Origin of the sequence: Rhizobium acaciae (assembly GCF_025941625.1) — a bacterium.
GTDB lineage: Bacteria > Pseudomonadota > Alphaproteobacteria > Rhizobiales > Rhizobiaceae > Rhizobium > Rhizobium acaciae.
In genome coordinates this window covers 604,841-622,793 of sequence record NZ_JAPCZO010000001.1, presented here as the reverse complement: position 1 = coordinate 622,793, position 17,953 = coordinate 604,841, and the positions used below count along the sequence as shown (strand labels likewise).

General features: G+C 60.6%; 21 protein-coding genes. 6 read left to right on the top strand and 15 right to left on the bottom strand.

All coding sequences use genetic code 11. The annotated features are described in order from the left end of the window. Positions 1-28: 28 nt before the first annotated feature. The 11 genes from OLZ32_RS03135 to OLZ32_RS03085 all read right to left on the bottom strand — a co-directional run bounded on the left by OLZ32_RS03135 (position 29) and on the right by OLZ32_RS03085 (position 7,190). Positions 29-562 (bottom strand): YidB family protein, encoded by a 534-nt coding sequence (locus tag OLZ32_RS03135; protein ID WP_026159889.1) that lies wholly within the window; start codon positions 560-562, stop codon positions 29-31. A gap of 275 nt (positions 563-837) precedes the next feature. Beyond that, positions 838-1,167: a hypothetical protein gene (locus OLZ32_RS03130; RefSeq protein ID WP_011651998.1), complete on the bottom strand. Its 330-nt coding sequence runs from the start codon at positions 1,165-1,167 to the stop codon at positions 838-840. 171 nt (positions 1,168-1,338) lie between these two features. Beyond that, on the bottom strand, positions 1,339-1,800 hold the full coding sequence (locus tag OLZ32_RS03125; protein WP_017988349.1) for a DUF411 domain-containing protein: 462 nt from the start codon (positions 1,798-1,800) through the stop codon (positions 1,339-1,341). Positions 1,801-1,856: 56 nt separating this feature from the next. Then, the gene (locus OLZ32_RS03120) at positions 1,857-2,144 is read right to left on the bottom strand and encodes a copper-binding protein (RefSeq protein WP_264395523.1); all 288 of its coding nucleotides are present in this window, start codon (positions 2,142-2,144) and stop codon (positions 1,857-1,859) included. 22 nt (positions 2,145-2,166) lie between these two features. Next, a complete protein-coding gene (locus OLZ32_RS03115; protein WP_003539697.1) occupies positions 2,167-2,646 on the bottom strand; it encodes a cupredoxin domain-containing protein in 480 nt (159 codons plus the stop codon). A 35-nt stretch (positions 2,647-2,681) separates the two neighbouring features. Then, positions 2,682-4,028 (bottom strand): multicopper oxidase family protein, encoded by a 1,347-nt coding sequence (locus tag OLZ32_RS03110; RefSeq protein ID WP_017988350.1) that lies wholly within the window; start codon positions 4,026-4,028, stop codon positions 2,682-2,684. A gap of 13 nt (positions 4,029-4,041) precedes the next feature. Further along, complete coding sequence (locus tag OLZ32_RS03105) at positions 4,042-5,508, bottom strand: TolC family protein (RefSeq protein WP_017988351.1); 1,467 nt, start codon at positions 5,506-5,508, stop codon at positions 4,042-4,044. Continuing rightward, positions 5,505-5,732: a hypothetical protein gene (locus OLZ32_RS03100; RefSeq protein ID WP_264395522.1), complete on the bottom strand. Its 228-nt coding sequence runs from the start codon at positions 5,730-5,732 to the stop codon at positions 5,505-5,507. The genes OLZ32_RS03105 and OLZ32_RS03100 overlap by 4 nt, the downstream gene beginning before the upstream one ends. 93 nt (positions 5,733-5,825) lie before the next feature. Beyond that, complete coding sequence (locus OLZ32_RS03095) at positions 5,826-6,239, bottom strand: hypothetical protein (RefSeq protein WP_172643628.1); 414 nt, start codon at positions 6,237-6,239, stop codon at positions 5,826-5,828. Positions 6,240-6,394: 155 nt separating this feature from the next. After that, on the bottom strand, positions 6,395-6,898 hold the full coding sequence (locus tag OLZ32_RS03090) for a cytochrome b (protein ID WP_264395521.1): 504 nt from the start codon (positions 6,896-6,898) through the stop codon (positions 6,395-6,397). An 88-nt stretch (positions 6,899-6,986) separates the two neighbouring features. After that, the gene (locus OLZ32_RS03085) at positions 6,987-7,190 is read right to left on the bottom strand and encodes a hypothetical protein (RefSeq protein WP_264395520.1); all 204 of its coding nucleotides are present in this window, start codon (positions 7,188-7,190) and stop codon (positions 6,987-6,989) included. A 225-nt stretch (positions 7,191-7,415) separates the two neighbouring features. Here OLZ32_RS03085 and copM point away from each other — a divergent pair, with 225 nt between their 5' ends. From copM to OLZ32_RS03070, 3 genes are all read left to right on the top strand, one after another. Next, entirely contained in the window at positions 7,416-7,847 is a 432-nt protein-coding gene (copM, locus tag OLZ32_RS03080) for a CopM family metallochaperone (protein WP_264395519.1), read from the top strand. A gap of 11 nt (positions 7,848-7,858) precedes the next feature. Next, the gene (locus tag OLZ32_RS03075; protein ID WP_264395518.1) at positions 7,859-8,191 is read left to right on the top strand and encodes a four-helix bundle copper-binding protein; all 333 of its coding nucleotides are present in this window, start codon (positions 7,859-7,861) and stop codon (positions 8,189-8,191) included. Positions 8,192-8,284: 93 nt separating this feature from the next. Continuing rightward, a complete protein-coding gene (locus OLZ32_RS03070) occupies positions 8,285-8,839 on the top strand; it encodes a cytochrome c (protein WP_003539710.1) in 555 nt (184 codons plus the stop codon). Positions 8,840-8,912: 73 nt separating this feature from the next. Here the strand turns inward: OLZ32_RS03070 and OLZ32_RS03065 are convergent, their stop codons facing one another. Together OLZ32_RS03065 and OLZ32_RS03060 are read right to left on the bottom strand one after the other, a co-directional pair. Next, positions 8,913-9,593 (bottom strand): peroxiredoxin-like family protein, encoded by a 681-nt coding sequence (locus OLZ32_RS03065; RefSeq protein ID WP_017988354.1) that lies wholly within the window; start codon positions 9,591-9,593, stop codon positions 8,913-8,915. A 74-nt stretch (positions 9,594-9,667) separates the two neighbouring features. After that, positions 9,668-12,910, bottom strand: a complete 3,243-nt coding sequence (locus tag OLZ32_RS03060; RefSeq protein WP_264395517.1) for an adenylate/guanylate cyclase domain-containing protein — start codon at positions 12,908-12,910, stop codon at positions 9,668-9,670. A gap of 275 nt (positions 12,911-13,185) precedes the next feature. Here OLZ32_RS03060 and OLZ32_RS03055 point away from each other — a divergent pair, with 275 nt between their 5' ends. Beyond that, entirely contained in the window at positions 13,186-13,437 is a 252-nt protein-coding gene (locus OLZ32_RS03055) for a ribbon-helix-helix domain-containing protein (RefSeq protein WP_003539713.1), read from the top strand. Positions 13,438-13,439: 2 nt separating this feature from the next. Continuing rightward, positions 13,440-13,790 carry a type II toxin-antitoxin system RelE/ParE family toxin gene (locus OLZ32_RS03050; RefSeq protein ID WP_017988356.1) on the top strand — a complete coding sequence of 117 codons (351 nt, stop codon included), beginning with the start codon at positions 13,440-13,442 and terminating at the stop codon, positions 13,788-13,790. A gap of 207 nt (positions 13,791-13,997) precedes the next feature. Here OLZ32_RS03050 and ilvB read toward each other — a convergent pair whose 3' ends face one another. Then, complete coding sequence (gene ilvB, locus OLZ32_RS03045) at positions 13,998-15,701, bottom strand: biosynthetic-type acetolactate synthase large subunit (RefSeq protein ID WP_003539716.1); 1,704 nt, start codon at positions 15,699-15,701, stop codon at positions 13,998-14,000. 291 nt (positions 15,702-15,992) lie between these two features. After that, a complete protein-coding gene (locus OLZ32_RS03040; RefSeq protein WP_264395516.1) occupies positions 15,993-16,895 on the bottom strand; it encodes a LysR family transcriptional regulator in 903 nt (300 codons plus the stop codon). A 107-nt stretch (positions 16,896-17,002) separates the two neighbouring features. Here OLZ32_RS03040 and OLZ32_RS03035 point away from each other — a divergent pair, with 107 nt between their 5' ends. Continuing rightward, positions 17,003-17,812: a putative hydro-lyase gene (locus OLZ32_RS03035; protein ID WP_003539721.1), complete on the top strand. Its 810-nt coding sequence runs from the start codon at positions 17,003-17,005 to the stop codon at positions 17,810-17,812. Positions 17,813-17,953: the final 141 nt, after the last annotated feature.

Below are 17,953 nucleotides of genomic sequence, written 5' to 3'. Positions count from 1 at the left end.
GCCGGCGCGCCTCAAAGACGGCCCGAGATTAGATGGTGCCGGGCCGCGCGGAGGTGGTGAATTGGCTCGCGGAAGACAAGAAATCCTCTTCGGCGGTGGGCAGTTTTCCGTTCGGTGTCAGGTCGTCGACCGCTTTGGGAAGATCGCGCTTCAGTCGCCCCAGAATCTCTTGATGCGAAAGGCCGGTATTGGCAGCGATCTCGTCAAGAACGTCCGGACCGAGTGCTTCCGCGAGCTGGCCGTCATCGATGTCGGCATTCGGACCGGGCTGTACCCACGACTCCGCCTTGTCACCGTGACCATTCTGCTGAAACGTCTTCAGCAGATCGCCGAGACCGCCGCTGACGATGCCGCCGGACGTCAGGCCACCGAGAAGGCCGCCAAGACCGCCCGAACCGGCCAATCCACCGAGAAGGCCCCCAAGCCCGCCTGGCTGCTGGTTTCCCGCGCCGGCCTGCTGGGGGTTCTGGATGCCGCGCAACAGTTCCCCGATCTTGTCTCTATTCTGGTAACCGGCAACGGCAAGAACGGCGAGAAGCGCCTTCATTGGACCGCTCATCATCATAAATCCTCCCATGGTGTGTTTACAGCGCCGCGTGTCTTTCAAGACGTAAAAAAGACGCTGTAATGATTTGAATTTTCTGTGTAATTTCTTCCTTGAATTAACTCTTATCCAAGGAATTATGCCGTCGGATGCATGCAAGCCCACGGCCGGGCACCGGGCTACCTGCCAGCAATTCCCAGAGTGCCAAAAGGTTCCGCACCGGGTCGAAATAAGCCCACGGCCGCATTCGTTCGCGATCTCGATGCCCGGGCGTCCGCCAGCTCACACCGCGGTCAGATTTCCGGGCAGCCGCGCCGGTTCGCAAAGACCATTCGTTCCGGTCCGCGGCGCGTCATCCCATGGACGACGATGCTGCGCGGGGACATGCGGACGATCTGTGCCCTGCGAAGTCCTTCGCTGCGTGCGATGTCGAGAGCATCGTCCGGATCGCAGCCGCGTGGTCCGCGCCGATCATATCTTTCATATCGATCACGTTCGTAAACGCCGACTCCACCGGGGCCGATCCGCAACTCCATATCCTGGGCGGCCGCGATCGTCGGCGAGATCGTCAACCCGGTCATGGCCGCCAAGCCGACCAGTATGAACTGAAGAGATTTCCGCATGAGTACCTCCCATGGCCATGCCATCACAATGACAACATCGACATGAGAGTTTTGTTCCGCAAGGCGGGACCTCCTCGACTTCCGTGAAACACCAGCGCACGACGCCATCCCGGTCGATCAGTCTCATTCCGGCGGAGGGGGCCTGCTCCGGTTTCCTGATCGATCGCAACGTCAGCCCCTCCGGGGACGGACTTCCAGGAATACATATGGCGCGCCGGTTCCCGAGGGGATCGCATACACGTCATAGGACGCCTGCGGGTCGTCGCCCATCCCCAACGAGCCGGACGGCATGCCCGGCACGGCCAGCCCTCGGACCGGCAGCCGCTCCTGCAACAGGCGCTGGACGGCCTCGAGCGGCACGTGTCCCTCGATGTAGTATTCCTCGACGACGGCGGTGTGGCATCCCTGCACGTCGGCCGGCACGCCCAACCGCGCCTTGACCGTTGCAAGGTCGTCGGTGTTGCGAGCGTCGAGGGAAAATCCTGCTGCCGCCATCGCCTGCGACCATTCATGACAGCAGCCGCAGTTGGGGTCCTTGTAGACCGTCATCTTCGCCGGCGCGGCGGCGCGTGTCCCTCCGCCAAGGAACGCCAGGGCGGATGCCGCCATTGTAATAAAGCTTCTCCGGTGCATCGTCTCCACTCCTTGATGTCCTGCCGCCCGGATCGGGGCCGGGCGGCAGGAGCCCACTATTTTACTTCAGTGACAGTCAGCTTGCCATTCACGCGTTTGGCGACGAACTCGATGTTCGAGCCTTCCTTCAGTCTTTCGAGCAGAGCCGGGTCTTCGACCCGGAAAACCATCGTCATCGCAGGCATGTCGAGGTTCTTCAGATCCTCATGCTTGATGGTCACCTTGTTCGCTTTGGCGTCGATCTTGTTGACGACACCCTTGGTGAATTCCTGGGCGAACGCACCGAAGGCCACACTGGCGCAGAGTAGGGCGGCCACGCTGATTTTGATCATGGCAGTTTTCATGTTCGTAGCTCCTTTTTGCGGATTATTTCCCAGCGACGGTGACGTCGCCGTGCATGCCGGCTTCGTAATGGCCGGGGATCAGGCAAGCGAACTTGAATTCGCCGTCGGTGGTGAACTTCCAGACGATCTCGCCGGATTGACCAGCCGGAAGGCGGATGGAATTGGCGTCGGCATGTTCCATCTCAGGGAACTTCTCCATGACCTTCTTGTGCTCCAGAATCTTGTCTTCCTGATCGAGCACAAATTCGTGGTCGACGGTTCCGGCATTCTTGATCGCGATCTTGACAGTCTGCCCCTTGCGGACGTTGAACACAGCGGGGGTGAACAGCATTTTCCCGTCGTCGGTTTCCTTCATCGTGACGCGGATCGTCTGCGTTGCTTTGGCTTTATCGCCAGGTTCGCCAATGGCCATTTTTTCACCGTGACCGCCAGCGTGATTGCCGGAGGCGAGGGCAGGCGATGCGAGGGCGACCAGCGCCAGTGCCAATACATAATTCTTCATGCGTAAATCCTTTTTTGGATGTGGGAGGTTGAGCCTCAGCCGTTTTTCGGTTTCGGCGTGATTTGCGTTTTCGCGTCTTTGGCCTTGGTCGCGTCCGGCAATTCGCCAGTCCATTCCCAAGCCTGGGTCCCGGGTGGGTTTTCGTACCAACCCGGATCGGAGTAATCGTCTGCCGAGATCCCCTCGCGGACTTTCACGACCGAGAACATGCCGCCCATTTCGATCGGGCCATGCGGCCCCCAACCGGTCATCATCGGAACGGTGTTCTCGGGGATTGGCATTTCCATTTCGCCCATGTCGGCCATGCCCTTGGTGCCCATGGGCATGTATTCCGGCTGCAGCTTCCTGATCTTCTCGGCAACCTTCGATTTGTCCGCACCGATGAAGGTCGGGATATCGTGACCCATGGCGTTCATCGTGTGGTGCGACTTGTGGCAGTGGATCGCCCAGTCGCCGAGATACTTGGCGTCGAACTCGTAGGCACGCATCGCGCCGACAGGGATGTCGATGCTCACCTCCGGCCACCGCGCTTCCGGCCGCACCCAGCCGCCGTCGGTGCAGGTCACCTCGAAATCGTAGCCATGCATGTGGACCGGATGGTTGGTCATCGTCAGGTTGCCGACGCGGACGCGCACCCTGTCGTTCTTCGACACGACGAGAGGGCTGATGTCCGGGAACACGCGGCTGTTCCAGCACCACATGTTGAAGTCGGTCATCTCCATAATCCGCGGCACGTAGGAGCCGGGGTCGATGTCGTAGGCGTTGAGCAGGAAGACGAAGTCTCGGTCGACGCGCATGAACTTGGGATCTTTCGGATGGATCACGAAGAAGCCCATCATGCCCATGGCCATTTGCACCATCTCGTCGGAATGCGGGTGGTACATGAAGGTGCCGGATTTCACGAGGTCGAACTCGTACACATAGGTCTTGCCGACTGGAATATGCGGTTGCGTCAGGCCGCCGACGCCGTCCATGCCCGATGGTACGAGCATGCCGTGCCAGTGGATCGTCGTGTGCTCCGGCAGCTTGTTGGTGACGAAGATGCGGACGCGATCTCCTTCGACCGCCTCGATCGTCGGTCCCGGTGACTGTCCGTTGTAGCCCCACAGATAGGCGGTCATACCGTCTGCCATCTCGCGTTCGACCGGTTCGGCGACCAGGTGGAACTCCTTGACGCCATTGTTCATCCTATGCGGCAGGGTCCAGCCGTTGAGGGTGACCACGGGCTGATAGTCCGGACCCGAGGCAGGGTGGATGGGCGGCTGCATGTCCGCCGATTCCATAGTCGGTGCGTCGGGCAGGCCCATCGCCGCCGTCTTCGTCCAGGCGGCTGTGGTGAGCAGAGCGGCGCTGGCTCCAAAAAGTTGTCGTCTGTTGAACATGGTGTGTCCTTTCTCAATGACCGCCGCCAGCGCTGCTTTCGGAAGCAGCGGCGACCTCGGTCGCTGCCGACGCCTGCGTCGCGCCGCCGCCGTAGATCGCGGGAGCCAGATCGGCTTCGGCCAGCCAGAAATCTCGCTTCGCGTTGACGGAGAGCAGGATGGAGTTGATCTTGTCGCGGGTGTCTGTCAGCAGCTCGAAGGTGTTCGAGATCATGCCGTTGTAGGTCAGCAGGGATTGCTCCTCGACCTTCGTTCGCAGCGGCACGACGCTGTTGCGGTAGTGCCGCGCGATGTCGTAGTTCGAGCGGTAGGCCTCGTAGGCGGAGCGTGCTTCCGAACGGACGTTGACGGCTTTCTCGGCCAACTCATTGGCGGCACGCATGTAGCCAAGCTCGGCTTTGCGCATCCGGGCCTTGCCGGTGTCGAAGATTGGGATCGCGAATTCCAGCTCGGCAAATCCCGTCGTGTCGACCTTCTTGTCGCCGTCCTCGATTTCGCGTTCCGTTTCAAGCCCCGTCAGGATTTCCAGATCGGTCACATACCGAGTTGCATCTGTCAGCCCATAGGAGCGAGCGGTTGCCTCCAACTCAAGTTTGGCAACTTGCAGATCGATACGGTTGCGAAGTGCCTCCGCCTCGATGGTATCGCGCTTGACGACAGCCCTTGGCAGGGACGGCAGGCTGTTCGGGACTTGATAGTCGAGGTCTGAGCCCCAAAGCCCCATAAGGCGCGTAAGCTCTTCCTTTGTCAGCCGGGCCGCCAGACGTGCCTTTGCGGTTTCGCCCGCAAGCTCGGCTACAAACACATGCTCGCGAGCTTGAGCGCCTTTGGTCATCGCTCCGGTCTCGCCCAGCTTCTGTGCTAGCTCGGAGGCTGCATCGGCAGTCGCCTGGGCGCGTTGTAACTGGCCCACGTTCTCCCAGGCAGCAACGGCGTTGATCCAGGCGCGACGGGTGTCGGCGGCAAGCTGAAGCGTACGCACAGCAGCGTTCAACTGCGCTTGCCGGAACCGCGTGTCAGCGATTTCGATGTCACGCTTCTTCGTGGCAAGCGCCAGGATGTTGGTGACGACTGCCCCTTCGACTGTCTTGAAGGCCTCTAACCCGGGCGTCCCGATGCCTGTCAAGCCAACGGCTACAGTCGGGTTGAGGAACATCGTCGACTGCCAAGCGTCGGCGGCGCTGTCGCCAAGATCGGCATAGGCGGCTTGAAGGCCCTTGTTGTTGAGCAGCGCGATCTGGACGGCCGTCTCGGCGTCGATGGTCTTTGTTCGAGCGAGGAGGCTTGTGACCTGTGCGGCGGCCGATCGGGCCTGGTTCCGATTCTGGATCCAGACGGTCTCTTTCGCCGTGACGGTGGCGGTCTTGTTGGCAACGGAGATGAAGCCGGCCTCCTTGCGGGAATACTCGGCGCCTGTCACGCAGCCGCTCAAGGCGAGCGGGAATGCCAGCGCCAAGATCAGTTTTCTGGTGCCGATCATGAGCCATCTCCATTCATGGGAGACTGCAGATCGTTCTGTCTGCGCCAGGGTTTGGGATCGACCGGCTGGCGGGCGACGTAGCCTGCGATCGGCGACCGGTATGCCGCCGGAGGTACGGACGGCTGGTCGACCGCGGCGGGAAACGCCACCACGTCGGGAGGAAGTGTGGATGCGCAGCCGCCGACGATAAGCGGCAGCCCCACCACGAAAAGCGAGGGTTTCATTATGAAATTTCCGAATGGGAGATAGCCTACGGGGCGCTCGCCCCGAAGCAGGCAAGCGTCCGACTAGACCCGATCAAACGGGTAGGTCTCTATTCAGATATTCGGGGGACGGTGTAGGGGCGGCAGCTCGCCAAGGGTTGTTCGGTCGTCGATGAACTGCCGGATCGAGGTTACGACGGGTCCGCCGTCATCCTGGCCTTCACAAATGATGCCGAGCCCGCCACAGAAATCCTTGCAGCATTCTTGCTTGACAGGCTTCGATAGGCCATCTGCGTCATCACTGACGTCGCCTTGGGAGTGGTCATGGACAGCCATCTTCGTCATGTCATGGCTATCGTGGTGCTGCATTGCCTCGGACTCGGACAGTACCGCTGCCGCCTCGGGGAAGGAGGAGCCATGCATGGCGGCGCTGGCGTTAGACAGCGAGTACCCCGCCAGTGATACGATCATCACCAGCCGCATCATCACGAGCAGCCTGCTCATTGCGATTCGGTACATCTTGCCCATGCTCCACGAACTACAGGCAATGCAGTTCGATTTCAATTGCGACTCATCTGTCGTCGATGTTCGCGTCCTTTATGTGGCACGGAACCGCTCGTCCCGTTCAGATCCTGGTATTCTCAGCTAAGACCGGCCGCTACGTCGTGCTGACGCTGGTTACCTTACAGATCGTCGGCTGACCGCTTCCGGCGCGGGAACACCATCCGGTCGACCGTCTCATCACGGGCGACGACCGTGTGCCAAATCGCCGCCGCGAGATGCAGCGCCACCATCGCCAGGATGATCCTCGATCCGACGACGTGGTACGGCGCAATCCCGAACCAGAAGTAGCTCGCGACGAGGCCCATGCAGGCCTGGCCAATGATCGCGGCGTAGAAGGCGTGGTGAAGCGCCGCGGCTGCTCGCCCACTCCATGTGCTGGGTGCGCTGGTTTCGGAGGGCTGAAGAAGACGAAGAACCAGCCGCAGGCCCATCAGCAGGCCGGTCGCCATTCCCGCGTAGTTGTGGAGATGGTGCTGGACGACGTCCCAGTACGCCGGCGTCATGCCCATGTGGACGGCGTGGTGGGTTCTCTCGATGCTGCCGCCCGTCAGATACTGGACCGGCACCAGGAGGGCGACCAGCCAGTGAAGTCCTATCTGGGCTAGCGAATAGCCAGGTTTCATCGAATTTTTCCGAGCGAGAGGCGCAGACTAGCCGGCGACGGTTAATGCTTCCTCATCGGCCGTTGCCAAAAAGCAAGGCTGCCACAGATCACTGGTAATGTGGAACATTGCGGCTGCCGGGCAGTTCGGCTCCGGAAGGGAACCCAGCCGAATGAGACTTGGAAGCATCTTCCGGTACGCTCAGCTTTTGGTCGTCGCTCTCCTGATGGCGGCGAATCCTTTCGGCATGGCCGCGGCGCCGAGCACCCTTCAAAGCCAGCACTGTGCCGTCGTGGGGGAGCGTGATCACCATGTGGGGCATGCCTACGGCACGCAGGCCGGGTGCTGTTCGGCGATGCACTGCTGTCCGATCCTTCCGGAACCTGCCAAGGTCGCGGCTCCGCGCTTCGAACCGGGGAGGCATGAACGGACGCAGTCCGTCGACAGGCCGCTCCTGCTGATCCGTGCGATCGATCCGCCGCCCCGATTTCAGGCGGGCTGAGACGGAAGCAATCAACCAGTTTTCGGAGATCGAAACATGAAGACATTTACCAAGCTTGCCTTGTGCACGGCAGTCGCCGCTTCCTACGCAATCCTGCCGTCGGTGACTTCCGCCCAGTCGACGATGGCCTATCCGGAGAAATGCAAGTCCCAAGGCATGGACATGTCGAAGGCGGACATGCCTTCGGGCGGCATGCCGATGGGCGAGATGACCGACTACCAGAAGGCGTCGATGGACGGCATGAAGGGTATGCACATGAACATGATGCAGGGGATGATGCAGAAGGACGCCGACGTCTCCTTCGTTTGCGGCATGATCGCCCACCACATGGGCGCGATCAGCATGTCGGAGGTCGAACTGAAGTATGGCGACAATGCAGAGGCCAAGCAGATGGCCCAAAAGATCATTGAAGCCCAGAAAAAGGAGATCGAAGAGATGTCCAAGTGGGTGGATAAGGAAGCCAAGTAGGAGATTGAGCCATGCATCACATGTCGACTGAAATGAAAGCCTGCATCGACAACTGCCTCGCCTGCTACAGCGAATGCCTGTCAATGGCCATGGGTCATTGCCTGGAACTGGGCGGCGAACATACCAAGCCTCCGCACTTCAAGCTGATGATGGCCTGCGCGGAGATCTGCCGGACCTCTGCGCACTTTATGCTGATCGGCTCGGAGCACCACAAGCATGTCTGCCGGGAATGCGCCGAAATCTGCGGCCAGTGCGCTGAAGACTGTGAGCGGGTGGGCGGTATGCAGAGCTGCGTCGACGCCTGCCGCCGTTGCGCCGATAGCTGCCGCAAGATGGCGGCGTGATCGGGTAGGGCGGTCTGCGTCCGCCCTCTTCCTGCCCAGATGAGAACGGATATCCGGAGCAACTGGCATGTCCCGGTTTGGAACGCAGTGTTTATGAAACAGACCGCTTACATGAAGAAGGTTGGACCGCTCTCCATCGTGGGAGCAGTCCTGATGGTGGGGGTTCCGTCGCCAGCCGCGGAGGACCTCGTCTCCCGTCGACAGGCGGACATGAAAGCCATGGCCGTAGCGGCGAAGACGATTTCCGGCATGTTCAAAGATCCTACAACCTACAAGGCCAGCGAGTTCAAATGGGCGGCCGACACCATCCGCGACAGGTCCGGGGGCGTTCTCTCCGCACATTTCGCCTCCGAGGCCGACAGTCGGCAGTCGAAGGCGAGGCCGAGCATCCTCGAAGAACGCGACCGGTTCGACCGCCTTGCGAACGATCTGCGCGACTACGCGGTCGCGTTGGATGCCGCCGCGGAGAAAAACCCCGGACAGATGCCCGCCAGCATGCGCATGAAGCCTGGAGAGATGATGGGCGGGGGGCCGCTCGGCACCCACGTCCGCAACGAGCAGGAGCTGTCGGCAATGCCGGCGGAACACGCGTTCCACCTGATGCTCCAGACCTGCACGACCTGCCACGCCAAGTTCAGGATGGAATAAGGGCGATCACGCGGGACCGGGGATTGCTCGCCTTGTTCAATCGTCCGACCTTTCAAGCACGGCCTCATTCGCTTCAAACAGCCATGTTCGACGCTGCCGACATCACTTCCCGGGGGGCGGGACCGCCGAACATATGGCGGCCATCCTCCTCGACTTCCGTGAAACACCAGCGCACGATGCCATCCCGATCGAGCAGGAATTCGCCGACGAGTTGGCCGCGGCCAGCGGCGATCATCTGCTTGTCATCCTCGGTGATTTCATAGCCGTCCGCCTTGTCGAGGAATTCCGACGCCGCCATCGGGTCCATAGGCGCTGGAAGCTCGCCCGGCATGTCGATGCGCATCGACATCACCGTGTTCATGCCGACTTTGCGCGGCCACTCATTCTCATCTTCGGTGAATTGAAGATTCGGCAGGCCGAAGGCCCTGTGGGATACCCGGTCCGGGTCTGACGCCGCCAGCAGATTGGGAAGTGGATGGTAGCGGAAATAGAGGCGGGCGCGGTCGATCGGCGTGTTGACGACGGTCAGGCTGTCGATGCCTTTCTCCTGCAAGGCATCTGTGAGTTCGGCCATGGCGGCGATCTGCCGGCGACAGAAGGGGCAATGCAATCCGCGGAACAACCCGACGAGCACCGGCTTCTGGCCGCGAAAATCGTCGATGGCGACCTTGCCCTGGCGGGTGATCGCATCCAGCACCACGTTCGGCGCGCGATCTCCCGGCTGCAATGGTCTTGCGGCGTGGTTCTCCTGCATGTTTCGTTCCTCCCTTTATGTTTTTGAATCGATTTGCCAAATCGATCTCCGGCGACCACTGCAACGAGGACAGGTCAGTCGAGAAACGGCAGGACGATGAGCGTGCCTGGATCGAGGTTGTGGCGGATGCACACATCCTGTGCCAGCGTGAAATACCGTTCCGCCTCGTCCATGTCGTCATGCTCGAGGCTGAGTGTCGCCAAGCCATCATAGCACGGAAACAGCAGTTGCGGTTCATCAATTTCCTTCGCAACCTCAAGGGCTTCTTCGTAATACTTACGAGCTAGCTTCGGCTGCCCGTGGCATTGATGAATCTGACCCAGCACGATCAGCGGCACGGAGAGATGGTCGCGCTGATCGAGCGCTCGGTCGATTTCGACGGCCTTCTCCGCCGCTGGTACACCCTCGGCGGCGCAGCGATCGGTGAAGGTGCAGCAGGCGACTGCGAGGTTGGCGAGAAGGCGCGCCTGGAAGCCGAGATCGCCGATACGGGTCGCAACCTCCAGACCGCGCCGGCAGATTCTGATGGCGTTGGCCGGATCGACAATCGTGTAGAGAACGCCGAGATTGGAATAGGCGCGACAGGCAGCACTTTGCAGATCGGCCTTTTCGGCAACCGAGAGGCTGCGCTCCACTTCCTGTACGGCTTCGCGGCGACGTCCGAGCCGCGCAAAGGCCGCACCCTTGGTATTCAGCGCCTCCGCCATCGCTCGCGCTGTCTCCCGTCCGGCCTCGGTCGTCCCGTCGATCGGCAGTGTTTGCAGGCATTGCAGCGCCTGCGTCGCCCACTCTGCGGCAGCGGCCTGATCCCCCATGCGGAAGGCCAGATGGCCGCGCTCCTGCAGGACATGTGCACGTTCGACCGGCGCATCGATCGTTGCGATCATCGCTTCGGCTTGGGCCAAATGTGTCTCCGCTTGATCGCGGCGTCCTGCATCGAGATGCAGACGACCGATCTTGCGCAATATCCGCGCCGCGCCGATAGGATCGTCTTTGGTGCGGTGGATCGTCAGCGCTCGCTGATAATGGTTCAAGGCGGCGTCACGCAGGCCGGCGGGACCGCAGAGATCGGCAAGACGCTCCAAGAGCGCCTGTTGCTCCGGTGTCACCTCCGCCTCGTTTGCGAAGGCCGCAAGAGCCTGACGGTAGAGGCGCATTGCATCGTCATTGGCGTAGGCTTTGCGCGCCAGATCGCCCGCCGCCATCAGATAGGTGGCGCCCTTGGCCTTTTCGGTGGTCAGGCTGAAGTGATGGCCGAGCTGCGCCAGATGCTCGGGCCGGTCGGGCGCTGCACCATATTGACGTTCCAGAACCTGACCGATCCGTCGATGAAGCTCCATGCGCCGTTGCAGCAGGAGATTGTGATAGATGACGTCATGCATCAGCGTCTGGCTAAAGCGATAGCCCGGCGACCCGCCGGCATCCGGCCCGCGCAATTCCTCGATGATATTGGCATCGCAGAGATGATCCAATGCAGCATCGATGGCGGCGGGGTCTGTGGCGACGGTGCGGAGCAGGGCGGTATCGAATTTCGGGCCGACCACCGCCGCCTCTTGCGCCAGCCGCCTGATGTCCTGCGGCAGACGATCGACACGGGCAAGCAACAGGGCTTGCAGGTTCACCGGGATATCGACATCCGTGTCTTCCGCTGCGACATACCAGCGCTGACCGTCATTGTGCAACGTGCCCATGTCGATCAGTACCCGAAGGATTTCTTCGATGAAAAGCGGATTGCCGCCGGCGCGGTCGAGGATGCGCTTGCGCATCGTCACCGGCAACTTGGCATAGCTCTCGCCAAAAAACGCAGCAAGCAGCTTCTGCCCGTCGGCCGCAAAGAGTGGAACTAGACGCTGTACGGTGACGCTGACACGATTGGAGTCCAGTGGGTCGGTCTGCGATGTTGGGCGGTAGACCGCCAGCAGCATCAGCCGGCTGCGCTCCAGCCGATCCATCATGAAGCGAAGCACTTCCAGCGAGGCGGCGTCCGCCCAGTGCAGATCCTCGATGACAAGCAGCAGGGGACCTTGCGCCAGCCGCCGTTCGAAGACGGTGCGGACGGCATAGAAAATCTGCCGCCGCAGCTGCTCCGGCTCGATGTACCGCAACGCGCCATCGGGATCGCCGAGGCCGAGGACATGCAGAAACAGCGGCAGAAGTCCCTCGACCTCCTCCTGCGCGAGATCGAGCGCGCGGAAGCCCGTTGCCAGCAATTGCCGCGCCCTCTCGAGATCGTCCCGCTCGCCAATGCCGTAGGCGCTGCGCACGACCGCGCCGAGCGTGCCATAAGATTGTTCGCCGAGAGGAGAGCAGGTTGCCTTGCGGATGGCGAGGCCCTGGAAACGGGCGGCATTACTGGCTATGGCGACGAATTCGTTGACCAGCCGCGACTTGCCGATGCCCGCTTCGCCGATCAGACGGACAAGCTGCGCAGCACCACCGCAGGCAAGATCGAGGCATGTCAGCAACCGCGACAGCTCCGTATCTCGTCCGATCATCGGCGCCTGAAGGCCGAAACTCTCGAGCCCGCGCGCCGTATGCGGCGCTTCCGACAGCCCCGTCAGCCGGTGGACAAGGACGTTTCCGCTTTTGCCCCGCAACGCCTGCGCTCCGAGACTGTCGAAGGCAAAGGCATGGCGGGTGAGGCGATAGGTCAGCGGCCCGACAAGAATATCGTTTTCGCCGGCCATGGATTGCAGGCGCTGGGCGGTGTTCACCGTGTCGCCGGTCACCGAATAGGATTTTGTACTGACCGCGCCGAAGCCGCCGGTGACGACAGGGCCGCTATTGATGCCGATATGCAGACGCAGCGGCACGCCGGCGCGGGCGTGCCAGCGCTCGCCGACCTGCGTCGCCCGACCGATCATATCGAGTGCGGCACCGAGCGCCCGTACCGGATCGTCCTCATGAGCGACCGGCGCGCCGAACAGCGCCAGCAGCGCATCGCCGACGAACTTGTCGACGAAGCCGCCATAGGCTTCGACTGCCTGGGTCATCTCTTCGAACAATTCGTTCTGCAGCACCCGCATGACTTCGGGGTCGATCTGCTCGCTCAGGGTCGTGAAGCCGCAGAGATCGGCAAAGAGCACGGTCACCGGCCGCCGGTCGGCATCGCCCTCTGATTGAGGTAGCGCCTCGATCTTCGGCTTCGTCGCGGGTTGGACCTTACCGGAAATCGGCGCTCCACATTGGGGGCAGAAGGCAAAATCGGGCTGACAGGGATTGCCGCAGGCGACGCAGGAAAGCGGCTGCCTTGCGCCGCATCGCGGACAGAAAGCAAAACCGCTTTGAATATCGAAACCGCAGCCGGCGCACTCCATCGCACCCGTCTCACGAAAGCCCAAACTGTTACGGCTATTTCAGCCGCAATCAGCGGGCCTCAAAACAGGAACAAGCATGAACCTGCTACCGCATGCCCGCAAGCGCTAAACAAGTGGCGGCACGACCTGTGACGATCCCGGTCAGAAGATCGTTGAGACAGCCAGGTTGCCGAGTGAGGTTCGAGAGACCATATCACGATCAAATTCTTGGTGATGAATATTGACAATATATGCTACGCTATCCCACGATAGAAGAAGAATGAAAGGGTAGGCCGATGGCATCGGGCAGCATTCATGTGAAGGTCAGCGGCGTGCTGCAAGATCACATTCAGCAGCAGATCGGTGACGATGGCCTCTATGAGAATGCGAGCGAGTACATTCGCGCCCTAATCCGACGCGATTTGCAAACGCGCGACGAGGCATGGGATGGCCTGCAAAAGGAACTTGCACCCGCGATGCGTGCCGACGACAGCGAGTTTGTCGCCGTCTCCGCTGAAGACGTTATCCGCCGCAACAAGCGCCGCTGAGCATGGCAGCTTATCGGTTTTATCCACGCGCTGACGCCGCGCAGGACAAGATTTGGCGCGACACTTTCGAGGCGTGGGGAGAAAAACAGGCAGATGCGTACATTCTCGGGCTGCATGTTTATTTGCAGCGTTTATGCGAAGATCGCCTGATCTGGCGACAGCTTCCGCAACGTCTGGCGGTTCCCGCAGAGATCAGGCGTCGGGCCTATTTCAGCCGCTATGAGCATCACTACCTATTCTTTCGTGAGCTTGAGAACGGTGATCTTGGCATCATGAGCATTTTTCACGAACGGATGGATTTACCGGTGCGGCTTAAAGAGGACTTGGCCGCTCTTTCAAACAAAGAGTCGTGACACAGTATCTTTGATCGGAAGGTCGGGTACCTAGTATTCCTCGGCCAGCAATTCGGCTTGTCTGCGGGCTAGAGAAAATCGGTCCCGTACAGCATAAATACATGATCGAGACACCAGTCTCGATCATGAGGTACTCGGCTATAGCAGACGGGAACTGCGGTTCGCGGGACCGCACGGCTTGCTTTTGGCGTGTTCGATCAACAACTCTTACTGCCGAAGGGTGTCGGCGAGCCTCGCAACCCGGCAGTGAAGGAGCACCGGCCGGTCGGCGTCGATCATCTCCTCGATCCTGGCATCGAGTTCGCTCGGGCTCTCGCAGTGAAGGCCGACAGCGCCATAGGCTTCCGCGAGCTTGGTGAAATCGGGCAGCGAGGCCGAATAAGAGCGCGATCGACCACTGCCATCCGGTACTTGACCCCATTCTCGCGCCATGCCCGGGTGCTCATCGCTCAAGAGGAAGATCTTGATCGGTGCTTGATGCTGTATCGCCGTCGACAGCTCTTTCATTGTCGTTTGCACCGACGCGTCGCCGGCAATATCGATGACAAGGCGGCCGGGATGTGCGAGCTGCGCGCCCAGCGCAGCAGGAAGACCGAAGCCCATGGTCCCCAATCCCCCAGAAGTAATCCAGCGATTGGGTCTGTCGAAGCCGAAGAACTGCGCCACCCACATCTGCTGACCGATCTCGGTGGCGATGATGGGGTCATACGGCTTTGTCAGCGCATGCAGGCGCTCCAGGGCATGTTGCGGCATGATTGCATGGTCCAACCGCTCGTAGGAAAACGAACGATGGGCTCGCCATTGATCGATCTGCGTCCACCACGCCCGCAACCGCTTCTGGTCGGGGACGGTGGAAAGCGACCGCCAGGCACGGATCATATCCGCTAGCACATGCGCGGCGTCGCCTTGAATGCCGATATCGACGGGAACGCGTTTGTTGATCGACGAGGCATCGATATCGATCTGGATTTTCTTCGAGTGAGGCGAAAACTCATGGACGCGCGAGATCGCAAGATCGTCAAACCGCACGCCGATGGCGACCATCAGATCGCACTCGCCGATTGCCATATTGGCTTCATGCGATCCGTCCTGTCCGGCGACGCGCAGCCAGTTCGGCCCGGTGGCGGGGTAGACTCCAAGTCCCATGAGCGTGGAGGTTACGGGAAAGCCCGTGAGGTCGACGAACTCACGCAGCAATCGCGACGCCTCCGGTCCGGAGTTGATGATGCCGCCGCCGGTATAGATGATCGGGCGCCGGGCTTCGGCCATCAATGCGACCGCCGCCCGGATCGCGTTTTGATCGCCTTGCATTGCGGGCTGGTAGCTTGGCAGGGCAGATACCTCAGGTGAGACGTAGGTCCCGCTGGCGAAGAGCACGTCCTTCGGCATGTCGACGAGAACAGGGCCGGGTCGACCGGCCGCCGCGATCCGGAAAGCCAGATGGATCGTTTTGGCCAGATCGTCGATGTGTTGGACCAGGAAATTGTGCTTTGTGCAGGGGCGGGTGATGCCGACCGTATCGCATTCCTGAAAAGCGTCCGTGCCTATCAGACTTGTCGGCACCTGACCGGAGAGGCAGACGATCGGAATGGAGTCCATAAGGGCATCCTGCAGCGCCGTGACCGCATTTGTGACCCCTGGTCCCGATGTCACCAGCATGACGCCGACCTTTCCCGTCGAGCGAGCATAGCCTTCGGCAGCGTGTCCGGCGCCTTGCTCATGGCGCACCAGGAAATGTCTGATGTCCTCCTGTTGGAAGATTTCGTCATAGATCGGCAGCACCGCTGCGCCGGGATAACCGAAAATGTGTTCGACACCGTTGTCGCGCAGCGCCTGCAGAACGATCTCGCCGCCGTTCATGCGACGATCAGAGGGGTTGTTGAGGGAAAAGTTGGCTGTCTCGCCGGTCATATCTGGGTTCCGTCGTGAGTGAGGTGATTGTGCGACGGGGCATAAAAAAAGGCCCCGTCAGGGACCTGTTTTCGGCGCATGGGTGGCTATTGCCGGACGATCAGACCGTCCTGCCCATGCGCGATATCACCACTACGAGAACCATTGCGATTTTCATGGGCGATAGAGCTACCTCCGAATTTACACGTCGTCAACGACGTCTCTGCGCAGATTTTATCTGTGGTTGAGAATATTTGACATCAGTGGTTCGGTCAGTGACGACGCAAAGGCAGGGGGCGAACCGCTCGCCAGCTATCGACCAAAGGCAAACTCTGCTCGTTCTATCGCCCGCGAAGCGATTTCGACCACTTCTTCCAGTGTGCGCCGGTCAGGCGTTCCGAGCCAGCCGGCAACGAATTGAAGATCAGGCAGTTTGGGGGAGATATCGAGGGCCACCAGTCTTCCGGCCGCGAGCTCGAGCGCGACGATGGCGGGCGGAATAACAGCAATGCCTAAACTGTCCAATGCCATGCGGATCAGCGTGGCGAGCGACGAACTCGCGTAGATTCTGGGCGTCGGCAGGGCGGGATCGGAAAACAGTTCGGTTACCTGCACATAGGGCTGGGTGTTGCGCGCGAAGGTGAGGATCGGCCAACGCGCGATTTCCTCCAGCGAACCGTCCTTGAGATCCGCCTTGACCTTCGGGCTGGCGACAAAACTCACCGGAAACCGGCACAGTTGGCGTTGAATGACGGCAGGAGCGCTCAATGGTCCGACCAGAAACGCCAGATCGATTTTCTGCTGGAGCAACCGCTCGCGCAGATTGGTCGAAATATCGACCTCGATCTCCAGCGCAAGCCTAGGGTAGGTGTTGCTCACCTGTTCGAGGAAGCTCGGAAGCCATGTGTGGACGATCGTCTCTGCCACACCCAGCTTGAATGTACCGTTGAGATGGGTTCGGTCGGCGACCGCGTGGAGCATTTCGGCCCGGAGCCTAAGCAGCCGGTCGGCATAGGTCAGCACCTGTCGTCCGGCTGGCGTGACCGACAATGTCCGGCTAGACCGATCGAATAGCTGGGTCCCGAGTTCCTCCTCCAACTGCGCCACCCGAACGGAAATGGCCGGCTGGGTCGTGTTCAGCTTTTCGGCAGCGGCTCGGAAGCTCTCAAGCTGCGCAATCCACAACACCGTTTCCAGCGCCTTGAAATCCACCATGCACAATTCCTCCGATAAATAGAATTTATCGATATTCATGAAAAATGACAATTTGAAATTATCGAGTTTTTGCCGATGCTGGTATCCGAAGAAAACGAGGTGTCTTCATGAACATAGTATCGAACCGTCAGGAGCAGGCTCTCTCCAATCCACTCGCCATGCGGGCCGCCTCCAGGAATGGCAGCTGGACGAGGGAAACAAGCGGCACCGCCCTCGGCTACGTCCAAGCCAATCTCGCCATCCTGCCGAGCGCGCTGGCGGATGATTTCCTGCGCTTTTGCGTGCGCAACCCCAAGGCATGTCCGCTTGTCGGCATATCCGAAAAAGGCTCGCCGCGCATTCCGGACCTGGGCGTCGATCTCGACATTCGGACGGATGTGCCGAGATACCGCGTCTGGGAAGATGGCGAACTTGCCGCCGAGCCAACCGACATCAGCAATCTCTGGAGCGACGACCTCGTGGTCTTCGCCATCGGCTGTTCGTTCTCGTTCGAAGAAGCGCTGATCGCAAATGGCATAGGGCTTCGCCACGTCGCCGAAGGGCACAATGTCGCCATGTACCGGACGAATATCGAATGTGTCCCGGCGGGGCCGTTCTCCGGCCCGATGGTCGTCTCCATGCGGCCGCTCGCCCCAGCCGACGCCATCCGGGCGGTCCAGATCACATCGAGAATGCCCGCAGTGCATGGCGCACCCATTCACATCGGCTTGCCCGCGTCCATCGGCATCGAGAACCTCGACCAACCGGACTACGGCGATCCGACCCGCATTATGCCCGACGAAATGCCGGTTTTCTGGGCATGTGGGGTGACGCCGCAAGCCGTCATCCAGGCCGCCCGCCCGAAATTTGCAATCACGCATGCGCCCGGCTGCATGCTGGTCACGGACAAGCCGAACGCGGCCCTCATCGCTTTCTAGGGCGTTATGCCGAAAAGTATGGGCAGTTTTCAGATAACACCATGCTCCAACTATCTAATTTAGAACAGGATTGGACAATCACGCCCCGCCAATAAGAACTGGGAAAATCGCGGGGCCATGGCAAACTCAACAACGAAAAGG